The sequence below is a fragment of the Pseudomonas sp. MMS21 TM103 genome (assembly GCF_022132145.1).
Taxonomy (GTDB): domain Bacteria; phylum Pseudomonadota; class Gammaproteobacteria; order Pseudomonadales; family Pseudomonadaceae; genus Aquipseudomonas.
On sequence record NZ_JAJISP010000006.1, the window covers coordinates 286336 to 307669 of the forward strand.

General features: G+C 61.4%; 22 protein-coding genes and 1 pseudogene. 7 read left to right on the plus strand and 16 right to left on the minus strand.

The features are described from left to right. Nucleotides 1–9: 9 nt before the first annotated feature. Entirely contained in the window at nucleotides 10–711 is a 702-nt protein-coding gene (locus LJY18_RS18675) for an MlaA family lipoprotein (protein ID WP_238043374.1), read from the minus strand. Between the two features lie 302 nt (nucleotides 712–1013). Between LJY18_RS18675 and LJY18_RS18680 the strand changes: the two genes are divergently transcribed. After that, on the plus strand, nucleotides 1014–1736 hold the full coding sequence (locus LJY18_RS18680; protein WP_238043376.1) for an HAD family phosphatase: 723 nt from the start codon (nucleotides 1014–1016) through the stop codon (nucleotides 1734–1736). A 233-nt stretch (nucleotides 1737–1969) separates the two neighbouring features. Then, on the plus strand, nucleotides 1970–2236 hold the full coding sequence (locus tag LJY18_RS18685; RefSeq protein ID WP_238043378.1) for a DUF4404 family protein: 267 nt from the start codon (nucleotides 1970–1972) through the stop codon (nucleotides 2234–2236). A 72-nt stretch (nucleotides 2237–2308) separates the two neighbouring features. On the opposite strand, the gene queF is transcribed toward LJY18_RS18685, so the two are convergent. The 5 genes and pseudogenes from queF to LJY18_RS22795 form a co-directional block, all read right to left on the minus strand. Further along, entirely contained in the window at nucleotides 2309–3139 is an 831-nt protein-coding gene (queF, locus tag LJY18_RS18690; RefSeq protein WP_238043379.1) for an NADPH-dependent 7-cyano-7-deazaguanine reductase QueF, read from the minus strand. Nucleotides 3140–3241: 102 nt separating this feature from the next. Next, nucleotides 3242–3940, minus strand: coding sequence for an orotidine-5'-phosphate decarboxylase (pyrF, locus tag LJY18_RS18695; RefSeq protein ID WP_238043381.1), 699 nt, complete (start codon nucleotides 3938–3940; stop codon nucleotides 3242–3244). Nucleotides 3941–4105: 165 nt separating this feature from the next. Next, a complete protein-coding gene (locus tag LJY18_RS18700) occupies nucleotides 4106–4984 on the minus strand; it encodes a PhzF family phenazine biosynthesis protein (RefSeq protein ID WP_238043383.1) in 879 nt (292 codons plus the stop codon). 1 nt (nucleotide 4985) lies between these two features. Then, complete coding sequence (locus LJY18_RS18705; protein WP_238043384.1) at nucleotides 4986–5246, minus strand: DUF1127 domain-containing protein; 261 nt, start codon at nucleotides 5244–5246, stop codon at nucleotides 4986–4988. Between the two features lie 50 nt (nucleotides 5247–5296). Continuing rightward, nucleotides 5297–5371, minus strand: a pseudogene (locus LJY18_RS22795) (hypothetical protein); the annotation flags it as partial. Here LJY18_RS22795 and LJY18_RS18710 point away from each other — a divergent pair. After that, on the plus strand, nucleotides 5344–6198 hold the full coding sequence (locus LJY18_RS18710) for a LysR substrate-binding domain-containing protein (RefSeq protein WP_238043386.1): 855 nt from the start codon (nucleotides 5344–5346) through the stop codon (nucleotides 6196–6198). The pseudogene LJY18_RS22795 and the gene LJY18_RS18710 overlap by 28 nt on opposite strands. On the opposite strand, the gene LJY18_RS18715 is transcribed toward LJY18_RS18710, so the two are convergent. After that, nucleotides 6188–6943, minus strand: a complete 756-nt coding sequence (locus tag LJY18_RS18715; RefSeq protein ID WP_238043387.1) for a sulfite exporter TauE/SafE family protein — start codon at nucleotides 6941–6943, stop codon at nucleotides 6188–6190. The two genes, LJY18_RS18710 and LJY18_RS18715, sit on opposite strands and share 11 nt — an antisense overlap. Before the next feature lie 104 nt (nucleotides 6944–7047). Between LJY18_RS18715 and LJY18_RS18720 the strand changes: the two genes are divergently transcribed. Next, nucleotides 7048–8004 (plus strand): LysR family transcriptional regulator, encoded by a 957-nt coding sequence (locus LJY18_RS18720; protein WP_238043388.1) that lies wholly within the window; start codon nucleotides 7048–7050, stop codon nucleotides 8002–8004. 103 nt (nucleotides 8005–8107) lie between these two features. On the opposite strand, the gene LJY18_RS18725 is transcribed toward LJY18_RS18720, so the two are convergent. From LJY18_RS18725 to LJY18_RS18735, 3 genes are all read right to left on the minus strand, one after another. Beyond that, nucleotides 8108–9289: a CaiB/BaiF CoA transferase family protein gene (locus LJY18_RS18725; protein ID WP_238043389.1), complete on the minus strand. Its 1182-nt coding sequence runs from the start codon at nucleotides 9287–9289 to the stop codon at nucleotides 8108–8110. A 144-nt stretch (nucleotides 9290–9433) separates the two neighbouring features. Next, a complete protein-coding gene (locus LJY18_RS18730) occupies nucleotides 9434–11071 on the minus strand; it encodes an AMP-binding protein (protein WP_238043390.1) in 1638 nt (545 codons plus the stop codon). Nucleotides 11072–11272: 201 nt separating this feature from the next. Further along, nucleotides 11273–12412, minus strand: a complete 1140-nt coding sequence (locus LJY18_RS18735; protein ID WP_238043391.1) for an acyl-CoA dehydrogenase family protein — start codon at nucleotides 12410–12412, stop codon at nucleotides 11273–11275. A 159-nt stretch (nucleotides 12413–12571) separates the two neighbouring features. Here LJY18_RS18735 and LJY18_RS18740 point away from each other — a divergent pair, with 159 nt between their 5' ends. After that, entirely contained in the window at nucleotides 12572–13570 is a 999-nt protein-coding gene (locus LJY18_RS18740) for an AraC family transcriptional regulator (protein WP_238043392.1), read from the plus strand. 2 nt (nucleotides 13571–13572) lie between these two features. Here the strand turns inward: LJY18_RS18740 and LJY18_RS18745 are convergent, their stop codons facing one another. Continuing rightward, on the minus strand, nucleotides 13573–16098 hold the full coding sequence (locus tag LJY18_RS18745) for an EAL domain-containing protein (RefSeq protein WP_238043393.1): 2526 nt from the start codon (nucleotides 16096–16098) through the stop codon (nucleotides 13573–13575). A gap of 246 nt (nucleotides 16099–16344) precedes the next feature. Between LJY18_RS18745 and LJY18_RS22800 the strand changes: the two genes are divergently transcribed. Then, nucleotides 16345–16596 (plus strand): heme-binding protein, encoded by a 252-nt coding sequence (locus LJY18_RS22800; RefSeq protein ID WP_442964504.1) that lies wholly within the window; start codon nucleotides 16345–16347, stop codon nucleotides 16594–16596. A 67-nt stretch (nucleotides 16597–16663) separates the two neighbouring features. Here the strand turns inward: LJY18_RS22800 and LJY18_RS18750 are convergent, their stop codons facing one another. Both LJY18_RS18750 and LJY18_RS18755 read right to left on the minus strand, forming a co-directional pair. Then, nucleotides 16664–17860, minus strand: coding sequence for an MFS transporter (locus LJY18_RS18750; RefSeq protein WP_238043394.1), 1197 nt, complete (start codon nucleotides 17858–17860; stop codon nucleotides 16664–16666). A gap of 208 nt (nucleotides 17861–18068) precedes the next feature. Beyond that, complete coding sequence (locus LJY18_RS18755; protein WP_238043395.1) at nucleotides 18069–18575, minus strand: DUF1993 domain-containing protein; 507 nt, start codon at nucleotides 18573–18575, stop codon at nucleotides 18069–18071. Nucleotides 18576–18656: 81 nt separating this feature from the next. On the opposite strand from LJY18_RS18755, the gene LJY18_RS18760 reads away from it, so the two are divergent. Then, nucleotides 18657–19010, plus strand: a complete 354-nt coding sequence (locus LJY18_RS18760) for an MmcQ/YjbR family DNA-binding protein (RefSeq protein ID WP_238043396.1) — start codon at nucleotides 18657–18659, stop codon at nucleotides 19008–19010. Nucleotides 19011–19067: 57 nt separating this feature from the next. On the opposite strand, the gene LJY18_RS18765 is transcribed toward LJY18_RS18760, so the two are convergent. The 3 genes from LJY18_RS18765 to LJY18_RS18775 all read right to left on the minus strand — a co-directional run bounded on the left by LJY18_RS18765 (nucleotide 19068) and on the right by LJY18_RS18775 (nucleotide 21265). Continuing rightward, nucleotides 19068–19343 carry a DUF1294 domain-containing protein gene (locus LJY18_RS18765; RefSeq protein ID WP_238043398.1) on the minus strand — a complete coding sequence of 92 codons (276 nt, stop codon included), beginning with the start codon at nucleotides 19341–19343 and terminating at the stop codon, nucleotides 19068–19070. Nucleotides 19344–19380: 37 nt separating this feature from the next. Continuing rightward, nucleotides 19381–20349, minus strand: a complete 969-nt coding sequence (locus tag LJY18_RS18770; protein WP_238043399.1) for an alpha/beta fold hydrolase — start codon at nucleotides 20347–20349, stop codon at nucleotides 19381–19383. An 85-nt stretch (nucleotides 20350–20434) separates the two neighbouring features. Beyond that, the gene (locus tag LJY18_RS18775) at nucleotides 20435–21265 is read right to left on the minus strand and encodes an undecaprenyl-diphosphate phosphatase (protein ID WP_238043400.1); all 831 of its coding nucleotides are present in this window, start codon (nucleotides 21263–21265) and stop codon (nucleotides 20435–20437) included. Between the last annotated feature and the right edge of the window lie 69 nt (nucleotides 21266–21334).

Below are 21334 nucleotides of genomic sequence, written 5' to 3' on the forward strand. Positions count from 1 at the left end.
GCAGAACGGCTAGAAGTCGTCCTCGACATCACCGTCGCGCACCTTGAACTCACGGTTCTGCAGGTAGGCGTTGCGGATGAATATGTACTTGTCGCCACTGATCAGCCGCTCAGCCGACAGCAGACTGGCGCGGGTATCGATGACATCCACACCGCGCGTGAGGTTTCGGGTCGGCACATGGCTCATATACCGGTATGGCTGGAGCAGGCTGTCCGGCACTTTGCTGAAAGTGTCGCGCACCGTACTCGGCCCGAGCAGCGGCAGCATCACATAGGGCCCACTGCCCAGCCCCCAGGCGCCGAACGTTTGACCGAAGTCTTCGTCGCTGCGTTGCAGGCCCATTTTCTTGGCCACATCAAAGAAGCCTAATAAGCCGAAAGTGGTGTTGAAGATCACCCGACTGGTGTCCACGCCAGCATCGTGCAGCTTGCCTTGCAGCACGTTGTTGGCCAGGTTGCCGACGTCGCCGATATTGCCGAAGACGTTATGCACACCATCTTCGAGGAACTGCGGGGTTACCGCCTGATAGCCCTGCGCCAAGGGCTTCAGGGCATAGATATCGAGGGTGTCGTTGAAGCGGAAGATCACCCGATTGAAGCCTTCCCAAGGATCCTCTTCGGCAGCCTGAACCACCAATGGAAGCAGCACCAGGCTGGCACAGGCAACCAATCGGCCCAGACGATCGATCCAATTCGCACCGATTACAGGCATTAGGGTCTCTCCTTGAGAAAAAATTGTAGGCCGGCGCAACGCAGCCATCGAGGCCGGCAGTATAAAGCCTGACGCAGGCAAATAGGCAGCAGGGGTGCCAGCAATGTTCAGGAAAAACACATACTCGACCGTGCTCGCAGCCTCGTTAGACTGGACATGGACAGTCGTCATGGCAGGCGCTTATCGGGTGCAAACCACCGCCACAGGGATCGGCCGTCGCTGGCGGTGACCGTCACAACAGCTTCATCCAATCGTCATAAACAGCCTGCAGACTGGACTTCATCAATTGAAGGATGACCAGTATGCCAACCGCCCCACCCGCCTTCAGTGCGGTGCTCTTCGGTTTATCCGGTTGCCTGGTGGACTTTGGTGCACGCACATTGCCCACGGCCATACAACGCTTGTATCCACGGCACGGCAACGAACAGATCAACGCGGCCCATGGCGCCCTGGAGCAACTGCTTGGCCGCATGCCCAATGCCGGCGAGCGGCAGGCCTTCGAGCAGGCGTTGTGCGAAGCAGCCTGCGAGCACGCCGAATTCACTCCGGGCGCCCTGGAGCAGTTGCAACAACTGCATCTGCAGAATGTGCCTTGTGCCTGGCTCGATGAACTGCCGCGCGATACCAGTATCGCCCTGGCATCCCCACTGCCCGACTGGCTCGCCGCCGCTCCGAGCAGAGTTGGCCGCGCCTGGCCTGCGCCGGACGCCTGCTGGCAGGCGCTGATGGACCTGCAGGTCGCGCAACTCGATGGCTGCGTGTTGATCAGTGGCGAACCGCGCCTACTCCAGGCCGGCCTCAATGCCGGGCTGTGGACCATCGGCCTGGCGGCCTGCGGACCACTCTGTAGCCAGGCGCCGGCAGACTGGCAAGCCCTCGCTGCAGTCGAGCGCGACCGCCTGCGTACCCAGGCGACCTTGACCCTGTATCGTCTCGGCGTGCATGCAGTAATCGACCAATTGAGCGAACTCGGCCCCTGCCTGGTCGACCTCGGCTCACGCCGACAAAAAGGCGAAAAACCCTGAGCGCATGGGAAAAATCTCGTTTCTATCCGGAGCTCGCGCCAAGGTGACATTGCCAGGCTAGCTATCGATATAAAAATGCCGCGCACCGAACTGGCGATAGCTCTCGCTCAAGCGCTGAAGATTTGATCCCGGGCAAGCAAAGCAGCGCTGCTTGGATTACCCTAGCAGGCATGCAAGGGCCTTCGCTAAAGCGTGCGGCCAATGTTTTTGCCTATCAATAAAGGGAGAGTTTTATGCCTGCAAACCGCCTGCAGCAACAGTTGCAAGAGCTGCGCGATCAGTTGGCTCAGGATCCGCCACTGACTGAAGAAGAACGGGCAGCGCTATTTGTCCTGACCCAGGAAATCGAACTTCAGCTGGCCCGCCAGGCAGCGGCCGCGCCAGATGCCACCCTGATCGATGGCGTCAATCTGGCCGTGGAACGATTTGAAGCGAGTCATCCGACCCTGGCCGGTACCTTGCGCAACATTGTGCAGAGCCTGGCTAACATGGGGATCTAAGCGACAGCGGCAAGCTGCCCTGATGCGCAAAAAATCTTATTTGCCGCATCCCGGCTTGCCGCCCCTCCCCGCTTACTGGCGCACCAAGCGCCGGTTGTCCGGCACTATCGCCGCCGTACTGCGATAGGGATTGATGTCCAGTCCGCCACGGCGTACGTAACGGGCATACACCGTCAGGTACTCGGGCTGGAGCAGGTGTTGCAAGTCGAGAAAGATCCGCTCCACGCACTGCTCATGGAAATCCGCATGCTGGCGAAAGCTCACCAGATAGGCCAGCAAACTGGCGTGATCCAGCGCCGCACCGCGGTACTGAACCACCACGCTGCCCCAGTCCGGCTGGCCGGTGACCGGGCAGTTGGATTTCAACAGGTGACTGTGCAGGCTTTCCTCGACTAGCACCTCCGGCTTGCAACGCAGCAACTCAGGCTGCGGCTGCACATAGTTGCTGATGAGCACATCCAGCTCATCGATGCACTGCCCAGGCAAGGTCGCCACGCCTTCGGCCGTCACTTCGGCCAAACTGCGCACGCGCACGCCCACCGGCTTGCCGGCGGCCGCTGACAAGTCCTGCTGCAGCAGCGCGAGCAATTCGCTCACATCATTGAATACCGTCTGATTCAACGAGTTGAGGTACAGCTTGAAAGATTTCGACTCAATGATATTCGGTGAGTCCGCCGGGATGGCGAACTCGCCAATGGCTACCACCGGCTTGCCGGAAGGCAACAGCCAGGACAGCTCGAAGCAATTCCAGAAATCCACCCCCTGATAAGGCAACGTCTCGGCCGTCAGGCCCAGTTCGGCCCACTTGGCTGCGCGCGCAATCGGGAACAGCAGCGACGGCGTGTAGGTGGCGATGTATTCGCTGGATTTACCCAGTGGCGAATCTTCGGCGGCGGGATGCATGGCAAAAACCTGGTTAGTCATAAGGAACAGGGCAAAAGCGCGTGGCGGAGTTCAAGGCTGGTGAAATTATCGAGCACCGTAAGCGGGCAATTACACACTCTTTCAGGTCAGCTCGGCCACGACCGCAGCCAGGGCTTGCGCAGGGTCGATGGCTTGGCTGATCGGCCGGCCGATGACCAGATAATCGGAACCGACATCCAGCGCCTGGCGTGGAGTCAGAATACGCCGTTGATCGTCCTGGGCGCTGCCCGCCGGACGAATGCCGGGCGTGACCAGCTGCAATGCCGGATAAGCGGCCTTGAGCGCTTGGGCTTCCTGGGCAGAACACACCAGGCCATCCATCCCGGCTTGCGCGGCCAGCCCCGCCAGACGCAGGACTTGCGCCTGGGGCTCGATATCCAGGCCGATGCCGGCCAGATCCTCACGCTCCATGCTGGTCAGCACGGTTACGCCGATCAACAGCGGCTTGGCACCGTTCAGGGCGTCCAGGGTTTCACGGCAGGCCGCCATCATGCGCAGGCCACCCGAGCAGTGCACGTTGACCATCCACACGCCCAGCTCAGCAGCCGCCTTGACCGCCATTGCCGTGGTGTTGGGAATATCGTGAAATTTCAGGTCGAGGAACACCTCGAAGCCCTTGTCGCCCAGGGCCGTGACGATCTCCGGGCCGCAACGGGTGAACAGCTCCTTGCCGACCTTGACCCGGCACTGTCTGGGATCGAGCCGCTCGGCCAGCGCCAGCGCGGCATCACGGGTCGGGAAATCCAAGGCAACGATGATCGGGGTCTGGCAAGCGGACATGGGCGGGCTCTCAGGCAAATCGAATTCGGCGCGCATTGTAGCGGAACCCACGGCCTGTTGCCGATCCACCGATCCACTACCCTCGCCAAACCCGCTACATCGCGATACGCCGCGCAATGAACACGGACGCCATGCCCTGTCTCTCCGGCGGGCACTGACCCAGGGTTATAGCTCTAGGGTCAGCTCATGCATCGTCTGCGCCTTGCCGCCAACCAGCAGCCGCTCGATGCGCCCCTGCGCCAATTGCAGGTCGACGGTGATCACACTGGGTGATGGCGGTTGCATCAGGTAACCCTGCTCGATCAGCAGGCGCGACCCTGGCAACTGCATGCGGTCATGGAGGAAACAGGCCAACGGTCCTGCCGCCATGCCGGTGGCAGACTCTTCATCGATGCCGTAGCGCGGCGCGAACATGCGCGCGCCTGCCGCCCGGCCCGGATGCCGCGTCTGTCGGGAGAAGACATAGAAGCCGATAAGATCGAGCCGTTCGCTGAGTCGCGCCAATGCCGCCTGATCGGGATGCAGGGCATGCACCTGCACCTCATCCGCCAGCGGAATGACGACAAAAGCGCCACCGGTACTCACTCGCGCCGGCCAAACGCCAGGCAGCAGCTGCGCGGGATCGCTACCCAAGGCCGTCAGCACCTCGGCGAGCAGGGTCGGGTCATCGCTCAGGTCGAGATAATCCGGGGCGCGCTGCTCCATGAACGCCATGTCGGCCTGGAGCAGGATGTCGCGGTTGCCGTCGATGGTTTCCTTGCTGGTCCAACCCTCGCCGACCAGGTCCAACTGGCGTAGCAGAGAAAACGTGGCAACCGTCGCGTGGCCACAATGCGCGATCTGCCGGGTGGGGGTGAAGAACTCCAGCTTGAACGCCGCACTGGTTGAGCTGGAAACGAAGGCGGTTTCCGACAAGCCCATCTGGACGGCGATCGCCTGCTTGTGCCGGCTTTCCAACGCGTCGGCCTGCAGCACCACGCCGGCCGGATTGCCGCCTATTCCGCCATCGACAAAAGCGTTGACGATCCGCACCTCTACTTGCATCTCAATACTCCGATTTATCCCCGCCCACAGCTTTCGCCAATGGATCATCCCAAAACGGCCGCTCGGTCTCGCGAAACACATCGCTGCGGTTCAGACCCATGTCCTTGAGCGCCTCATCGTTAAGCGTAGCCAACTGCCGACGCTGTTTTGCCAATTGCTGCCAACGCCTGAGCTGCTGCCAAGCAGCGCGAGCAAGAGCACTCAGACTCAAGCCGCTGCGAGGTACCGGATTAACCAGTGCATAACCTTTTTGACCTTTCATCTCATCGCCCTCCTTATGGGGTTGGCGACAGTCTCGCGCTGGACTTATGATCAATCCAACGAATGTTTCTTATGCCTTGCATCTCGGAGATTGATGAATGGCCAGTTACCCGAGCATCGACAGCGAGCTACTGCGTACCTTTGTCGCCATTGCCGACAACGGCGGTTTTACCCGAGCAGCCGAGATGGTCAACCGCACTCAATCGGCGGTCAGCATGCAGATGAAACGCCTGGAAGAAGACGTGGTGCAGCGCCCGCTGTTCCAGCGCGACGGTCGCCAGCTCAGCCTGACTGCCGAAGGCCAGGTGCTGCTTGGTTACGCCCGACGCATCCTCAAGCTGCACGGCGAAGTGATGAACACCCTGCGCGAGCCGCACATGGTCGGCTCGGTGCGTATCGGCACCCCGGATGACTATGTGATGCGCTTTATGCCGGGGATACTCTCGCGCTTCGCCCAGGCCTACCCATTGGTGCAGGTTGAACTGCACTGCGAGCCGTCGTTCCAGTTGCTGCAACGCCAGGACCTGGACCTGACCATCGTCACCCGCGAGCCGGGCACCGAGATCGGCCAACTGTTGCGCCAGGAGCGCGTGGTCTGGGCCGAGGCTCAGGGATTCAGCCCACACGAGCAGGAACCGCTGCCGCTGGCCATGTTCAACGCCCAGTGCTTCTGCCGCTCCTGGGCCTGCAATGCGCTGGACGCCATGGAACGCCCCTACCGCATCGCCTACACCAGCCCCAGCCTCTCGGCGATCATGGCGGTAGTCAGCGCCGGCCTGGCGCTCACCGCGCAGTTGCAGAGCCTGATCACCCCGGACATGCGCATCATTGGCGAGGCGGAAGGCTTGCCGGCCATGCCCTCGGCGAGCATCGTGCTGCTGCGTAACTCGCACAGCCAGTCGCCGGTAACCGAAACCCTGGCCGAGCACATCGCCGAAGGCTTCAGGCTCTAAGGCCGAGCAGCAGCGCACAGAGCAGCAGGAAAGCGGCGAACAACGCCTGCAACAATCGTTCGGGCAAGGCGTGGGCTAACCGCACACCCCAACTGATGCTGAGCAGCCCGCCAATTGCCAGGGGCAGCGCCAGCGCCCAGGCGACATGGTCGTGCTGCGCATAGGTCACCAAGGTCACCCCGGTACTGGGCGCCGCCAGCGCCAATGCCAGGCCCTGGGCAACGACCTGAGTCGTGCCGAACACACTGGTCAATACCGGCGTGGCCAACACCGCACCACCAACCCCGAACAGCCCGCCGAGCAAACCGGCACCACTGCCCAGCACAGCCAGCCAGGGCCAGGGGTGGCCTAGCTCGCTGCTGCCCGCCGCAGGGCGCCAATACACCCGCAATAGATTGTAGAGCGCCAGCACCAAGAGAAAGCCGACGAAGGCCAGGCGCATGCGCTCGGCGTCCAGCGTCACCGCCCAACCCGCCCCGAGCCAGGCACAGCAGAAACCGCTGAGCGCCAGGGTCAGTGCGTGACGCAGGTCGATACGGTTGCGCTGGTGATAGCGCCACAGCGCCAGCAGCACATTCGGCACCACCATTACCAGGGCCGTACCCTGGGCCAACTGTTGATCCAGGCCGAACAGCACGCCCAAGGCCGGGATCGCGATCAGGCCGCCGCCGATGCCGAACAGGCCGCCCAGCGTACCCAGCAGCACGCCGAGGATCAGATTCAGGGCAAAGTCGATCAGGCTCATCAGTGGCTCCATTGGCGTCCTGCGCATGCTAGCCAGCCAGTACTGGCCTGGAAACGCACAGCAGCGCACAATCGCTATGCTGATCACGCACAAGCGAAGCACATATGAACCCCGACGCCCTCACCGACCAACTCAGCCTGTTTCTCGACGTACTGGAGACCGGCAGCTTCTCCGCCGCCGCCAGGCGCCATCCGCTCACCCCCTCGGCCGTCGCCCGGCGCATCGATGCGCTGGAGCGCTCGCTCGGTAGCAGCCTGTTCAGCCGCAGCACTCACGCGGTACGCGCCACCCCGGCGGGACTGGCCTTTGCCGAGCGCGCCCGGCGCATACTCGCGGAACTGCACCTGGCCCGCGCCGAAGCCGTATCCCTGAGCAGCGCGCCGGAGGGTTTGATCCGCATCGACGCGCCAGCGCCTTTTGGCAGGCGTCACCTTGCACCGGCGATTGCCGAGTTTCTCGTCGCCTATCCGGGGCTGGATGTGCAACTGCGCCTGATCGACAGCTTCATCGATCTGCACGGCGAGCACCTCGGCGAAGTCGATCTGGTGCTGCGCATCGGCCCGCTGGCCGACACCCGCCTGGTCGCCACCGCCCTCTCGCCACTGGTGCGGGTGGTCTGCGCCAGCCCGGATTACCTGGCACGACACGGCGTGCCGCGCGCGCCCAGCGAACTGCTCGAGCACGACGGCCTCGACTGGGACAGCTTGGCGCCACCCTATGCCTGGCGCTTCGACATCGACGGCAAGCTGCAGATCTGCCGACCGAAACGCCTGCGCATGATCGCCAACAACGCCGAAACCTTGCTGTTCGGCGCCCTCGCCGGCCTCGGCATCGCGCACCTGCCGACCTGGCTGATCAGTGACTACCTGCTGCGCGGCGAGCTGCTGCCTCTGTTCTGCGAGACTGGCCTGCCGGCGCCGGAACCGAGCGGCATCTACGCCCTGCGCCTGGAGCGCGCAAGCGGCTCGCGCAGCCGCCTGCTGCTGGAGTTTCTCAAAGCCCGCTTCGGCCCGGTTCCACCCTGGGACTTGGCGCTGCAAGGCGGCCTGAACCGCATCTAGCCAGAGTGGGGCGCGAGCGTAAAAAGCCTCGGAGCCTAGAGACCCAACGGCTGTTCGACAACCCCGGGTCGGGGCGGTGAGTAAGAACGCCCCCGAAGAACACTTACGCCACGACCTTGGCCGCCTTCAGCTCGGCGATCCGCTCGGCCGAATAGCCCAACTCGCGCAGCACCTCCTCGGTATGCGCACCGAGCGCCGCGCCAATATGCCTGGGTGCGGGCAGGCCGGCGGAAAACTTGATCGGACAGGCAATCTGCGGCTGTGGATCCCTGCCTGCACGCGGCACTGCGGCGACCAGCTGGCGCGCTTTGAGCTGCGGGTGATCGACCGCCTCGGCCAGGCTCAGCATCGGCTCGACGCAGGCATCCAGAGCGGAAAATAACTGACTCCACTCGGCAAAGTCGCGCTTCTCGAATTCGATCTCGATCTCGCGCTTGAGCGCCTGCTGATCCTCGGGCTTGGGCGACAGGCCACGCGCCGCCAGTTCCGGGCGGCCGAGGGCCAAGCAGAACTGCTGCATGAATTGCGGTTCCAGGCTGCCGACCGAGAACCAGCGGCCATCGCGGGTTTGGTAGTAGTCATAGAAACTGCCGCCGTTGAGCACCTGGTTTTCCATCTGCGGCTCCACCCCGGCCGCCAGGAATCCGGCACCGGCCATGCCGTGCAGGGCAAAGGCACAGTCGCTCATGCTGATATCGACATACTGCCCTTCGCCCGTGACCTGGCGCTGGATAACCGCCGCCAGCAAGCCCATCACCCCGTGCAGCGAACCGCCGGCAATATCCGCCAGTTGCACGCCCAACGGCAGCGGCCCGCGGTCGCGGCGCCCGGTGTAACTGGCGATGCCGGTCAGGGCCAGGTAATTGATGTCGTGCCCGGCGCGATCCTTGTACGGCCCGGTCTGGCCATAGCCGGTGATCGCCACGTAGATCAACCTGGGATTGATCGCCTTGAGCGCCTCATAGCCAACCCCGAGCTTGTCCATCACCCCAGGGCGGAACTGCTCCAGGACGATGTCGTACTCGGCCACCAACTGCTTGACCAGCGCCACCGCTTCGGCCTGCTTCAGGTCCAGGGCGATGCAGCGCTTGTTGCGGTTGAGGTAGGCATGGCTGGCCGAGACGCCACCGTCGTGCGGTGGCAGTACCCGGATCAGGTCGGTGCGTGTCGGCGACTCGACCCGCAGCACCTCGGCCCCCATGTCGGCCAGCAGCAGCGAGGCAAAGGGCCCGGGCAGCAGGGTGGAGAAATCCAGCACTTTCAGGGAAGACAGCGGGCCTGACATAACAGCTCCTTGGGATCGAAATCGGTAGTCGGAAAGCGGCGCAGACACCTGCAGGAGCCCGCTCGCTGGCGATCACTCACCTTAACAACAGCATTGTCGGAGGGCCGAACCACAGCAAGCCGGCTCCGCCATTAAGCCAACGCTTCATTGCCAATGCAGCGGCTGCCTGGCGTCCAATTCCGTCAGCTGATCGGCAAAGCGTGCCTCCAGCACATTACGACGGATCTTCATGGTCGGGGTCATGCAGCCGTTGTCCACGGTCCACGCCTCGCGCACCAGCAAAAAATGACTAAGCCGCTCATGGGGCTGCAGCTGGGCATTGAGCTGCTGAAAAGTCTGCAGCAGATCGGCCGCGACCCGTTCGCGCGTCTGTTCGCGGGCCGCCGGCGACAGTTCGATCAGTGCCAACGGCTGATCGAGGTTGCTGCCCATCAGGCATACCTGCTCGACCCAGAGATTCTTGGCGATCTCGCCTTCGATGGGTGCCGGGGCGATGTACTTGCCCTTGCTGGTCTTGAAGATGTCCTTCACCCGCCCGGTGATTTTCAGATAACCGGCCCCATCCACCTCGCCCTTGTCGCCGGTGTGCAACCAGCCATTGCTGATGGTTTCGGCGGTTTTCTCCGGGTCCAGGTAGTAGCCCAGCATCAGGCTCGGGCAATGCAGCAGAATCTCGCCATCGTCGGCGATGCGCAGCTGATTACCCGGCATGGGCCGGCCAACGGTGCCGAAACGCACCTGTCCCGGCCGGTTGAAACAGCCATAGGCCAGGTGCTCGGTCATGCCGTAGCCCTCGCAGATGGTGATGCCGATACTCTGGTACCAATCCAGCAACGCCCGCGGAATGGCCGCCGCGCCGCTGACCAGAATACGCGCCCGGTCCAGGCCCAGACCCTTGCGAATCTTGCGCGCGACCAGGCCGCCGATCAGCGGAATACGCAGCAGGCGCGCCAGCTTGGCCTGCGGCAGTTTTTCCAGCACGCCCTGCTGAAAGCGTGTCCACAGCCGCGGTACGGAGAAGAACACGGTAGGCCGCACATGGCGCAGGTCGCTGGCAAAGGTTTCCAGGGATTCGACAAAGGCCACCCGGCCGCCGCTGTACAGGGCGTTCATCTCCACCAGAAAACGCTCGGCGGCATGGGACAGCGGCAAATAGGAGAAGAACTGATCCTGCTCGCTGATCTGCAGCTCCTTGACCGAACGCCCACCGGCAACGGCAAAGGCCCGCGCCGAGAGCATCACGCCCTTGGGCTGCCCCGTGGTGCCGGAGGTATAGAGGATGCTCAGCAGTTCATCGGCAGACTGCGCATGTGCCTGCGCCAGGGGCTGATGCGCCGCCAGCAAGGCATGCCAGTCGTGCGCCGCCGGCAGGGTCGGATAGGGCATGGCGATGCGCAGCACCTCGGATGGAATGCCGGCGACGAATTTGTCCGGATCATCAAGCTTGCCGAGAAAGATCGCCTTGCACTGCGCATGGCGCAGCACATAGTCGATGCTCTCGGCCGATTGCAGCGGGTACAGCGGCACGCTGACCAAGCCGGCAAGCATGATCGCCAGGTCGGCGATAATCCATTCGGCGCAGTTCTTCGCCAGCAGCGCGACCCGATCACCCGGTGCGCAGCCCAGCGCGCGCAAGGCCGTGGCCATGCGCCGCGCCTGCTCGTCCACCTGGGCCCAGGTGAAGTCATGCCATTGGCCGTTTACCGGCTGGCTAAGCCAGATCGCATCGGGGCGTTTCTCGACCCAGAGCGCCAGGCGCTCCAGGGGCAGTTGATCGGTCATCGCAATCCCTCGTTCTTATTGTTTTCCAGACATGAACGTTAGCGCTTGAACAGCCATCCTCCTCGGCAATTAATCAGTGCGCTTCGCCAGGCGCCAGCTTGTGACCCCCATGGATGGAGGAAATGCAGCAAGCCGCTGGGAGCGCTTGCAACCTGGCAACCCCGATAAAACCAAGGGATCGCCAGGAAGATTGCACCCGCCCTACAGCTTCATCCCGCGGCTGATGATCTCTTTCATGATCTCCGAGGTGCCGGCGAAGATCCGCTGGATACGCGCGTTCGCGTACATCTTGCAGATCGGGTACTCCCACATGTAGCCCCAGCCGCCGTGCAACTGCACGCCCTCGTCGACCACCCGGCCGAGCAGTTCGGTGGTGAACAGTTTGGCTTCGGCGGCCACTTCCGGGGTGAGCTTCTTCTGGTTGTGATCCATCACGCAGCGGTCGACGAACACCTGGGCCACATCGATCTGGGTGCGCATCTCGGCCAACTTGAAGCGGGTGTTCTGGAAGTGCGAGATCGGCCGATCGAAAGCCTTGCGCTCCCTCACATAATCGATGGTCACCTGCAGTGCCGCTTCGGCCCCGGCCACCGCACCGCAGGCGTTGGTCAGGCGCTCCTGGGCCAGCATATTCATCAGATAGTAGAAACCACCCGAGGCATCACCCAGCAGGTTTTCCTTGGGCACCTTGACCTCGTTGAAGAACAGCTCGACGGTGTCCTGGCTGTGCATGCCGAGCTTCTTCAGCTTGCTCCCGCGCTCGAAACCCGACATCCCGCGCTCGACCAGAAACAGGCCCATGGCATGCTTGTTGGCCGGATCGGTCTTGGCCGCGACTATCACCACATCGGCCAGCAGGCCGTTGGAGATGAAGACCTTGGAGCCGTTGAGGACATAGTGGTCGCCCTTGTCCACCGCCGTGGTACGCATGCCGGCCAGATCCGAACCGGCGCTCGGTTCGGTCATCGCCACGGCGAGAATCAGCTCGCCACGGATGATTCCAGGCAGCAAACGTGCCTTCTGCTCGGCGTTGCCGTATTCGGCGATATAGGGACCACAGAGCGCCGAGTGCAGCGGCAGCATGAAGCCTGCCTCGTTAATCTTCGCCAGTTCCTCGCACATGATCTGCTCATAGCGGAAATCCTTGAGCCCGGAACCGCCGTATTGCTCATCGGCCCAGGGCAGCAGGAAGCCCATCTCGCCGGCCTTCTGCCATACCTCACGGCTGACCACGCCGGCCGCTTCCCAGTCGTCCTGATGGGGCAACACTTCCTTTTTCAGAAAAGCGCTGAAAGCGTCGCGAAACAAGCTGTGCTCGGTTTCGAAGATAGTGCGCTGCATGCGGTTGTGCTCCCTGGTTTAAGTCGTTGCCCAGAGTAGGCGCCGCTGCCCTCTCGCCTCAATGACCCCAGCGCTCAGCCTCGGTTGACCCATTCGCTCGGGCGGCTTGTCCTCACCGCCCCCACCTGCCTACCATCTACTCACTTTCTAGGAGCCGTCATGCGCGAACGTACCATCGCCAGCCACTTCGTCCGCGCCGCCCTGCGCGGTGCCGAGCGCCAGGGATACGACTGCTTGCCGTTGCTGAGCCAGGCCGGGATTCAGACCGCAGTGCTGGAAGAGCCGCGGGCGCGGGTCGACCCGGAGCAGTTCAACCGCCTGATCCAGCTGCTCTGGGAGTTCCTCGACGACGAATACCTGGGCTTCTGTCACCAGCCGAGCAAGCGCGGCACCTTCGCCATGATGTGCCACGCGATCATCCACTGCCGCACACTGGAGAAGGCGCTGAGCCGCGGCGCCTTGTTCTACGGACTGTTCGCCGAGGCGCCAACCATCACCCTCAGCCGCGAAGGGGACTGGGCGCGCCTGTCGGTGGATGACTCGACCCTGTGGGACCCGGATCACTTCCTGGTGGAAAGCCTGCTGGTGATCTGGCACCGCCTCGCCAGCTGGCTGATCGGCCAGCGCATTCGCCTGGAAGCGACCAGCTTCACCTATGCCGCACCCGCCCACGCCGGCGAATACGACCTGCTGTTCCCCGGCCCGCGCCATTTCACCGCGCCCAGCACCAGCTTGCTGTTCCATGCGCGCTACCTGAGCATGCCGCTGCTGCAGGACGAACGCACGCTCAAGCGGTTCCTCGAATACTCACCGGCCGACCTGCTCGCCCGTCCGGACGGCGGCGACAGCCTGATCAGCCGGATCCGCCGCCTGCTCGGCCGCGACTGCAGCAACTGGCCGGACCTCGACGCGGTCGCCCAGCAGCTGCACATGAGCCCGCAGACCCTGCGGCGGCATCTGCGCGAGGAAGGCTCAAGCTTTCAGGAGTTGAAGGATCACCTGCGCCGCGACCTGGCGATTTACCACCTCGGCCGCGATGATCTGCCGATTCAGGACATCGCCGAACAACTCGGTTTCTCCGAGCCGTCGGCGTTTCATCGCGCGTTTAAGAAGTGGACCGGATTAACACCAGGGGCATATCGGGCGCAAGAAGGTTAAGGCTACTTAGCTGCGGTTACACAGCTTGAATTGAAGTTCAGCAACCATTGCTTCAGCTCAGCGATTGGCTTGGGCTTGCACAGCCAGTAACCCTGCAGCGTATCGCAGCCTTCTTCTTGCAACCAGCGGGCTGTCTCGGCGTCCTCAATGCCCTCACCCACTACCCGGTAACCGAGGCTGCCCGCCATCTGAATGGCGGTAGACACAATCACGGCAGCGCTTTCGCTGACGCAGATATCATGAATCAGCGAGCGATCCAGCTTCAGCTCAAAGGCAGGCAGCTGCTTGAGATACGACAGTGAGGAATAGCCGCTGCCAAAATCATCGATGGATATAGGGTGCCCAAGCTCGGCCAACACATTCAGCGCATGCAGGCTGCGGGCGGGGTCAAGCATGGCTGCAGTTTCGGTGATTTCGAGGGTGACGGAGCACGCCTGCAGCCCATTGTGCTGAAGTGCCAATTCCAGCGTGCTGTGTAGCCCGGTAGATTCAAGATCGCGCGCCGAAATATTAATGGCGACGCTCAGCTCCGGGTAGTCCTTGTGTAAGTGCGCCAAATCATTCGCGGCCTGCCCGATGACCCATTGGGTCAGTTGAATGATGACGCCCGTTTCCTCAGCCAGGGGAATGAAATCAACCGGGCTTACCCACCCGCGTTCCTGATGGTGCCAACGAATCAAAGCCTCCACTCCAACAATATGCCCGGTTTTGAGATCCTGCTTGGGCTGGTAATAGAGCATGGTCTGGTTCTGTTGCAAGGCCTCACGCAAATCCGCCATCAGCGTCAGTCGACTCTCGCTGTAGATATCGTGACGTTGGGAATATATGCCGGTTTCGTTAAGGCCCCGCGGAGTGACTTCCATGCCGACATGAGCATTACGAATCATCTCCGCGGCAGATCGACCGTGCTCAGGGTAGCTGGCCGCACCAAAGCGAGGGTTTAACTCAATCGCCAGGTGATCCAGCCATATCGGTTCGGCCAACTGCCTTAGAGCGCTGTTGAGGGCCGAGAAATCGTTCCCGGCTTCATCCACGTCAATCAGCAAGCAGAAACAGTCGCTGGAAAGATGATAAACCCGCTCTTCCCGGCCCTGGTGATCCAGAATGGCTTGAACGATGGGTAAGCCGGCTGCCAGTTCGACCATCTGCTCGGCCACTCGCTTCATTATCCATTCGCTCCTGGTCAGGCCAAGGGTGCGATTGATTTCGTCTAGCCGCGTGATCCGGGCCACACCCACCATATAACGGCGGTGAGGGGCCTGCCGCAGTTGCTGATCCACCATCCACTCAAAACGGTTGCGATTGGGGAGCCCCGTCACAGGGTCGTGCGCCAGAGCATCAGTGAGCAGGTTCTGAGCCGCATTGCGGGACTGGGCCTCGCGCAGGCTGGCGGCCTGGGCAATGATCTTGTCTTCGCGCTCACGGTACAGCCGGTCAGCCAGAGCCACCGTCAGGATCAAGGCTTCGAGCCCTGAACCGATCTGCATGGCGTACTCGGTAAAAAAGGTTTCAGGAAAAAACCCGAGCGCCCTGCCGGATGTTGCCAACACCCCAATAGTCAGAGGCGTCCAAGCCAGGGTAAAAAATGCCCCAGCGCGAACGCCTTCCATCCACACCACGGGGCCGGCGACCAGCAGAAGGGAAAAAAACAACAGCGCGGAAAACGATGCCACCTGGATGCCCGTGTGATAGTCGAGCAGAGGGGCCGAGAAGAGGAATAACATCTCGAACACCATCATCCCAAGTAGCACTTTATCCAGCCGCGGGCTGTGAACTCTGGTGTTTAGGAACTCCCGGCAGAAAAGCAGTGAAAACAGCGCCAGGCCAGGTATCGACACCAGCAGCGCCTTGGCGTGCAGCTCTGGTAACTGGGGATAGAGGTGCTGGAAACTGAAGCCTTTGATGGATGCGAAAAACAGCAGATACCCGAATATTGCAAGGGCATAGTAGAGATACAATTTCTCGCGCAGGCTCAGGTAAACAGCGAGATTGATCAGGACAATGACCAGGATGCAGCCGTAGTAGAAAAAGTGGAGTTTAAGCTCATAGGCAGCGGTTTCAAAAAACGTCTGCTCGCGCCAGATACGCAGCGGCACGATCATGGAACCGGCCGTCGCGACCCGAACATAGAACGTCTTCAATTCTTCGGGTGCCAGCGAAGCACGCAACAACATATTCGGATGATCCACGTCACGTGGATAAAAAGGCCGGCTATCGCCGGTTTTCAGCTCTTTTACCTGAGCCCCACCCGCATACACATAGAAGACCACATCGTCTAACTGGGAATAACCCAACTCGGCAATCAGGTTCAGGTTGAGCTGTGTCTGATTTCTGACATCAAAGCGCAGCCAGTATGCAGACTCAGTGAGGCCGAAGGTGGCACTGCCATTGGGCACAAGCGTCCAGCGCTCATCGGCTAGGGCCACCACTTGATCAATCGAGGCTTCGCCTGCGACATCCTCCCAGAACTGGAAATAGGCCGGGATGCTTGATGCTGGAGTTATCTGAATCGGTTCTGGTTGCGCCAAAGCACTTAGGCTCAGACACGCAACTACTATGGCAGCCAGGATGTTAAACGCCCGGTTTAGATGCACGGAATGATGTCTCCGTTAGCGGCCAGTCAGTGGCACTTTATTTTTTGTTATTGCCCTGCAGTCTACTCACTTGGTGCTCCCAGGGAAGCGATACGGAGGGCATCTATGTAGCAATTTGTATTATCTGAAGAGTATTTTTTGAGTGGTGTTACTGAATAACCGGGGCGATTCAATTGGGCGGTGAGCTTTATGATGCCCGCGTCCGACTGGCTGGCAACACTGCCTGAACCCAAAGGCCCAGCGGTGACGTTGCGCCAAGTGCCCGCTCGGCAGATTGCGGCGGTTCGCTACTCAGGGTTCTGGAGTGAGCAGGCCGACACAAGCAATAAGGCTGATTTGGACGCCTGGATTGAGATAACAGTCTCCGCGTTGTTGGCGAGCCAATCTGGGCCCGCTATGACCCGCCCTTTATTCTCTGCAAAAAAGTGTTAGTGCCCATTGAGATGCCGTCGAACAACCAGAACTGAAGGGCTGACACGCAAGGTGGCTCGAGTTGAGTTCAATCTTTCACACAGAGCTTACGAGCATTCAGCCCTGCGGCGACAAACAGAGCAGCCAGTGCGGCTAACATCGGCAACCAGCCGGTGTGTTCCCAGATATACCCCGCGCCGTAGCCAATTACGCTGGAGCCCAGGTAATAGGCACACAGATACAGCGCCGAGGCCTGCGCCCTGGCGCCTTTGGCATGCTGACCGACCTGGCCGCTGGCCACCGCATGGGCGGCAAAGAAACCCAGGGTCAGCAGCGCCAGGCCCAGCACCACGGCGCTCAGCCAGGGCGTGGCACAGAGCGCGACGCCGAGCAGCATGATGCCGATACCGCCCTGCAGCACCTGACGCGCGCCGAAATGCGGCACCAGGCGCCCGGCCCAGCCGGCACTGAAGATCCCGACCAGATACACCGTGAACAGTAGGCCGATCAGCGTCGACGACAAACCGAACGGCGGCGCCGCCAGACGGAAGCCTACATAGTTGAACAGCGCGACGAAGCCGCCCATCAACAGAAACGCCAGCAGGAACAGCGCGCGCAGCTGCCGGTTGCCTAGGTGTTGAGCGAAATTGCCGAGCAACCCGCGCAGCGACAATGGCTGGGCGTGAAAATGCCGCGACGGCGGCAACAGCCAGATGAACAGGGCCAGGGCCAGCAAGCCCATGCCGGCGATGCCGGCCAGCGCCAGCGGCCAGCCGCCGATATCGCTGAGCAGGCCTGCGAGCAAACGCCCAAGCAAGCCGCCCAAGGCCGTACCGCCGATATACAGGCCCATCGCCGCGGGCAGCGCCTCGGGGTCGAACTCCTCGCCGACATAGGCCATCGCCAGCGCCGGCAAGCCGCTCAGCGCCAGACCGAGCAACGCCCGCAGCAGCAACAGATAGTCCCAGGTCTCAACCAGCGCACAGGCGATGCCGAGTAGACAGGCCAGCCCCAAGGCCGCGACCATCACCGGCTTGCGCCCCCAGCTCTCGGCCAACGCCCCTGATACCAACAGGCACAGCGCCAGACTCAGGGTGGTCAGCGACAACGCCAGGCTGCTACCGGCCGCCGATACCGAGAAGTGCGCCGCCAACAGCGGCAATAACGGCTGCACGCAATAGAGCAAGGCGAAGGTGGCGAACCCGGCGCAGAACAGCGCCAAGGTGGCGCGCCGATAAGCGGGGGTGCCGCGCTTGAGGTGTGCACTGGCATCAGAGGAAGACATCGACGACACTCGCAATAAGGCCCGAACAGACCGGCGCAAAGCCTAGCACGCGCTCTGGCCCGCTGGTTCCCCCCTCAGCGCACAAGTGTTGTGCGCCTGGCGAACAGACCACCCCTCGCTTGGCGGGTCACAAGGTCCCGCAACCCACCACTTTCACCCTACTGGGAAAGCCGCACGGTCTTGAGTAACCACAGCAGCGCCCTAGGGTTCATGGCCGGCCGAGAAAATCCATCTTGCCGATATCCAGGCCGTTGTGGCGCAGGATCGCGTAGGCAGTGGTCAGGTGAAAATAGAAGTTCGGCAGGACGAAATGCAGCAAGTACTCCTGCCCCGTGAACTGCAACGCCATACCCGGGAAATTCAGGCTGATCGACTTGCCTTCGCTGCCATCTAGCTGCTCTGCCGTGACACTGCCAAGAAATGCCTGGGTCTTGGCAATACGCACCTGCAATTCGGCAAAGCTGTTTTCGGTGTCGGCATAACTAGGAATATCAATGCCGGCCAGGCGTGCGGCGCAGCCTTTGACGCTGTCGCTGGCGATCTGCACCTGGCTTATCAAGGGCAGCATATCCGGCGCCAGGCGCGCATTGAGCAGCACGCTAGGTTCGATCTTGCGCTCAGCGGCGTAAGCCTCGGCTTTATGCAGGATGGCCGACAGGTTGCCAAGCATGCGCATGAACTGCGGAAGCGAGGCGTCATACATGGACAGTGACATAAGGAAATCTCCATCGGAGCTGAGGGTTGGTCCCACACTCTGCTAGCTTAGCTAGAGAACCCGCGTTAAGGCTCGATGCGCATGAAACAACAGGAAATTGCCGCTTTTTGTCTGCAACTGCCCGGTGCCCGTGAAGATTTCAAGTGGGGCAACAACCAGGTGTTTTCCGTGGCGGGCAACAAGATGTTCGCCATCCTCAATTTTCTCGGCCATGAATTGGCGTTCAAGGTCGACAGCGATCTGTTCCTCGGTTACGTCGACCGCCCCGGCATCCGCCCGGCGCCCTATCTGGCGCGGGCGCACTGGATCAGCATGAGCTGCGCACACCCGCCGCTTGGCGACGACGAACTGTGGCAACTGCTGACCCGCTCGCACCAACTGGTGGTACGCAAGCTGCCCAAACGCCTGCAGGTGGGCCTGCTCCTCGACCCGTGATCGATCTAGCGCGGCACTGCACCCGACATAGGCTCCGTCCAGCACCCGCCAGTCGAATCAGAACGCCTGGTGTGCCGCGACAATCGTCCAGATCAGCAACTGATCAGACGCCTTGCGGGTTTTATGACGGAATATCTTCTGTGCCAGCAAAGCACCGGGCCAGCCACCCAGCAACTCGACCAGGTGCAAGCTGTTCTCCGGGATGCGGCCGCCGTTCAGCGCCCGGGTTTTTTCATGCCAGTATTGCTCGAAGCTGATCAGGCTGGCGGCGGCGGCGGGATAAAGCCAAAGCTCTTGTCGTCGTCGCAATTGAGCAACAGCGCGCGCTTCCATAGCCAGACCGAACTGAACAGGACCTATTCCAGAGGGCTCACGCGGCATAGTGACGCGTGAGAAACGCCAGCAATAGCCGATTGACCTGGGCAGCCTGCTCGTTCTGGATCCAGTGACCGCAATCGCTCAGCAGATGCTGTTCCAGGTTGGCAATGCGCTTGGGCATCTGCTGGAGGGTGTAGGCTTCCAGGGTGCCGACCGGATCCTTGTCGCCGAGCAGGAATAACGCCGGTTGTTCGATGTGCCTGTTGGCCAGCGCCTCGGTACGCTGCCAGTTGCGTTCGAAGTTGCGGTACCAGTTGAGTGCGCCATGGAAACCGCGTCCAGTGAAGGTCTCCAGGTAGTGATTGAACGCCTCGGCATCGCACCAAGGCGGCAATATGCCGGGATCCTGCATGCCGTCGAACAACCCGGCACCCGCAGGCTTTTCCTGTAGGAAAAAATCCTTGGGTACGGCGGCAGAGGTGTTGTGCATCATCATGCGCAGGGTGCGCGGGATATCGGCGTCCATTTCCTGCTCGGCAACACCCGGCTGCTGGAAGTGCAGGATGTAATGGAAGCGCCCGGTATAGTGCTGGCGCATCATCTCGATCGCGGGCTGCCGGGGCCGCCCGCCGAATGGCACGGCCATGCCAGCCACTGCTTTTACCCGCTGCGGCTCCAATAACGCCAGGTGCCAGGCAATCGGCGCGCCCCAATCGTGACCGACCATGCATGCCTCGCTGTGCCCGAGCAGATCCATGGCTGCCTGGATATCGCCACACACGGTAATCAGGTCATAAGCCGCTGGATCACGCGGCGCGCTGCTTTTTCCATAGCCACGCATTTCCGGGATCAACACTCGATAACCGGCAGCCGCCAATGGACCGATCTGCTGACGCCAAGAGTGCCAGCATTCGGGAAAACCATGCAGCAACCACAGCGGACGGCCAGCGGGCGGACCTGCAGTGTAGAGGCTAAGCGTGATGCCGTTGACGTCGAGCAGTAGGTGTTCCAGGGAATTCATAAGGCCTCCATGAGCTGGCATCACTATGACAAAGGCGCGCCAAGCAGCGCGCCTTTTATCAATTCGCCGAATACAACCTCCACGCTCAACCCTGGGCGGTACTCCAGTCGATCAGATGCAGCTGCCAGGTCGCCAGAATCAGTAGCCCGAAACCTATTCGATACCAAGCGAATACCGCATAACTATGGCTACCGATGAACTTGAGCAGTGCGCGCACGGTGATCATGGCAAAGATGAACGAAGTCACGAAGCCGATGGCGAATACCGGCAGATCTGCCGGCAGGAAGAGATCGCGGTACTTGTAGCCGGAATACACAGCAGCGCCGACCATGGTTGGCATCGCCAGAAAGAAGGAGAACTCGGTAGCCGCCTTGCGTGACATGCCAAACAACAGGCCGCCAATAATCGTCGCGCCCGAGCGCGAGGTGCCCGGAATCATCGCCAGACACTGGGCAAAACCGACTTTCAGCGCATCCTTCCAGGTCATATCGTCGACGCTTTCAGCGTGGATAACATGCTCACGCCGCTCGGCCCAAAGCATGATCACGCCCCCGACTATCAGCGCTGCAGCGACAGTAATCGGATTGAACAAGTATTGATGAATCAGATCGGCAAAGCTCACGCCGAGAATCACCGCAGGCAGGAAAGCAACTAGCAAATTGGCGGTGAAGCGTTGCGCCGCTGCCTCCCGCGGCAACCCGACCACCACCTCGATGATCTTGCGCCTGAACTCCCACACCACCGCCAGGATCGCGCCCAACTGGATAATGATATTGAAAGCCATGGCCCGCTCACCGGAAAACTCGATGAGATCGGCGACTATGATTTGATGACCCGTACTGGAAATCGGCAAGAACTCGGTAATACCCTCGACAACACCCAAAATAAACGACTGCATGGCGGTCCAAAGATCCATCAACGCTCCTAAAGCGCGCGGTATGTACCGCACGAACTACCTAGATTAGTGAATAACCGACAATACTTG

Excerpts from the sequence above, each read along its gene's own strand:
- LJY18_RS18675 (WP_238043374.1), bottom strand. The coding sequence starts at position 711 with ATGCCTGTAATCGGTGCGAATTGGATCGATCGTCTGGGCCGATTGGTT.
- LJY18_RS18680 (WP_238043376.1), top strand. The coding sequence starts at position 1,014 with ATGCCAACCGCCCCACCCGCCTTCAGTGCGGTGCTCTTCGGTTTATCC.
- LJY18_RS18685 (WP_238043378.1), top strand. The coding sequence starts at position 1,970 with ATGCCTGCAAACCGCCTGCAGCAACAGTTGCAAGAGCTGCGCGATCAG.
- queF (WP_238043379.1), bottom strand. The coding sequence starts at position 3,139 with ATGCATCCCGCCGCCGAAGATTCGCCACTGGGTAAATCCAGCGAATAC.
- pyrF (WP_238043381.1), bottom strand. The coding sequence starts at position 3,940 with ATGTCCGCTTGCCAGACCCCGATCATCGTTGCCTTGGATTTCCCGACC.
- LJY18_RS18700 (WP_238043383.1), bottom strand. The coding sequence starts at position 4,984 with ATGCAAGTAGAGGTGCGGATCGTCAACGCTTTTGTCGATGGCGGAATA.
- LJY18_RS18705 (WP_238043384.1), bottom strand. The coding sequence starts at position 5,246 with ATGAAAGGTCAAAAAGGTTATGCACTGGTTAATCCGGTACCTCGCAGC.
- LJY18_RS18710 (WP_238043386.1), top strand. The coding sequence starts at position 5,344 with ATGGCCAGTTACCCGAGCATCGACAGCGAGCTACTGCGTACCTTTGTC.
- LJY18_RS18715 (WP_238043387.1), bottom strand. The coding sequence starts at position 6,943 with ATGAGCCTGATCGACTTTGCCCTGAATCTGATCCTCGGCGTGCTGCTG.
- LJY18_RS18720 (WP_238043388.1), top strand. The coding sequence starts at position 7,048 with ATGAACCCCGACGCCCTCACCGACCAACTCAGCCTGTTTCTCGACGTA.
- LJY18_RS18725 (WP_238043389.1), bottom strand. The coding sequence starts at position 9,289 with ATGTCAGGCCCGCTGTCTTCCCTGAAAGTGCTGGATTTCTCCACCCTG.
- LJY18_RS18730 (WP_238043390.1), bottom strand. The coding sequence starts at position 11,071 with ATGACCGATCAACTGCCCCTGGAGCGCCTGGCGCTCTGGGTCGAGAAA.
- LJY18_RS18735 (WP_238043391.1), bottom strand. The coding sequence starts at position 12,412 with ATGCAGCGCACTATCTTCGAAACCGAGCACAGCTTGTTTCGCGACGCT.
- LJY18_RS18740 (WP_238043392.1), top strand. The coding sequence starts at position 12,572 with ATGCGCGAACGTACCATCGCCAGCCACTTCGTCCGCGCCGCCCTGCGC.
- LJY18_RS18750 (WP_238043394.1), bottom strand. The coding sequence starts at position 17,860 with ATGTCTTCCTCTGATGCCAGTGCACACCTCAAGCGCGGCACCCCCGCT.
- LJY18_RS18755 (WP_238043395.1), bottom strand. The coding sequence starts at position 18,575 with ATGTCACTGTCCATGTATGACGCCTCGCTTCCGCAGTTCATGCGCATG.
- LJY18_RS18760 (WP_238043396.1), top strand. The coding sequence starts at position 18,657 with ATGAAACAACAGGAAATTGCCGCTTTTTGTCTGCAACTGCCCGGTGCC.
- LJY18_RS18765 (WP_238043398.1), bottom strand. The coding sequence starts at position 19,343 with ATGGAAGCGCGCGCTGTTGCTCAATTGCGACGACGACAAGAGCTTTGG.
- LJY18_RS18770 (WP_238043399.1), bottom strand. The coding sequence starts at position 20,349 with ATGAATTCCCTGGAACACCTACTGCTCGACGTCAACGGCATCACGCTT.
- LJY18_RS18775 (WP_238043400.1), bottom strand. The coding sequence starts at position 21,265 with ATGGATCTTTGGACCGCCATGCAGTCGTTTATTTTGGGTGTTGTCGAG.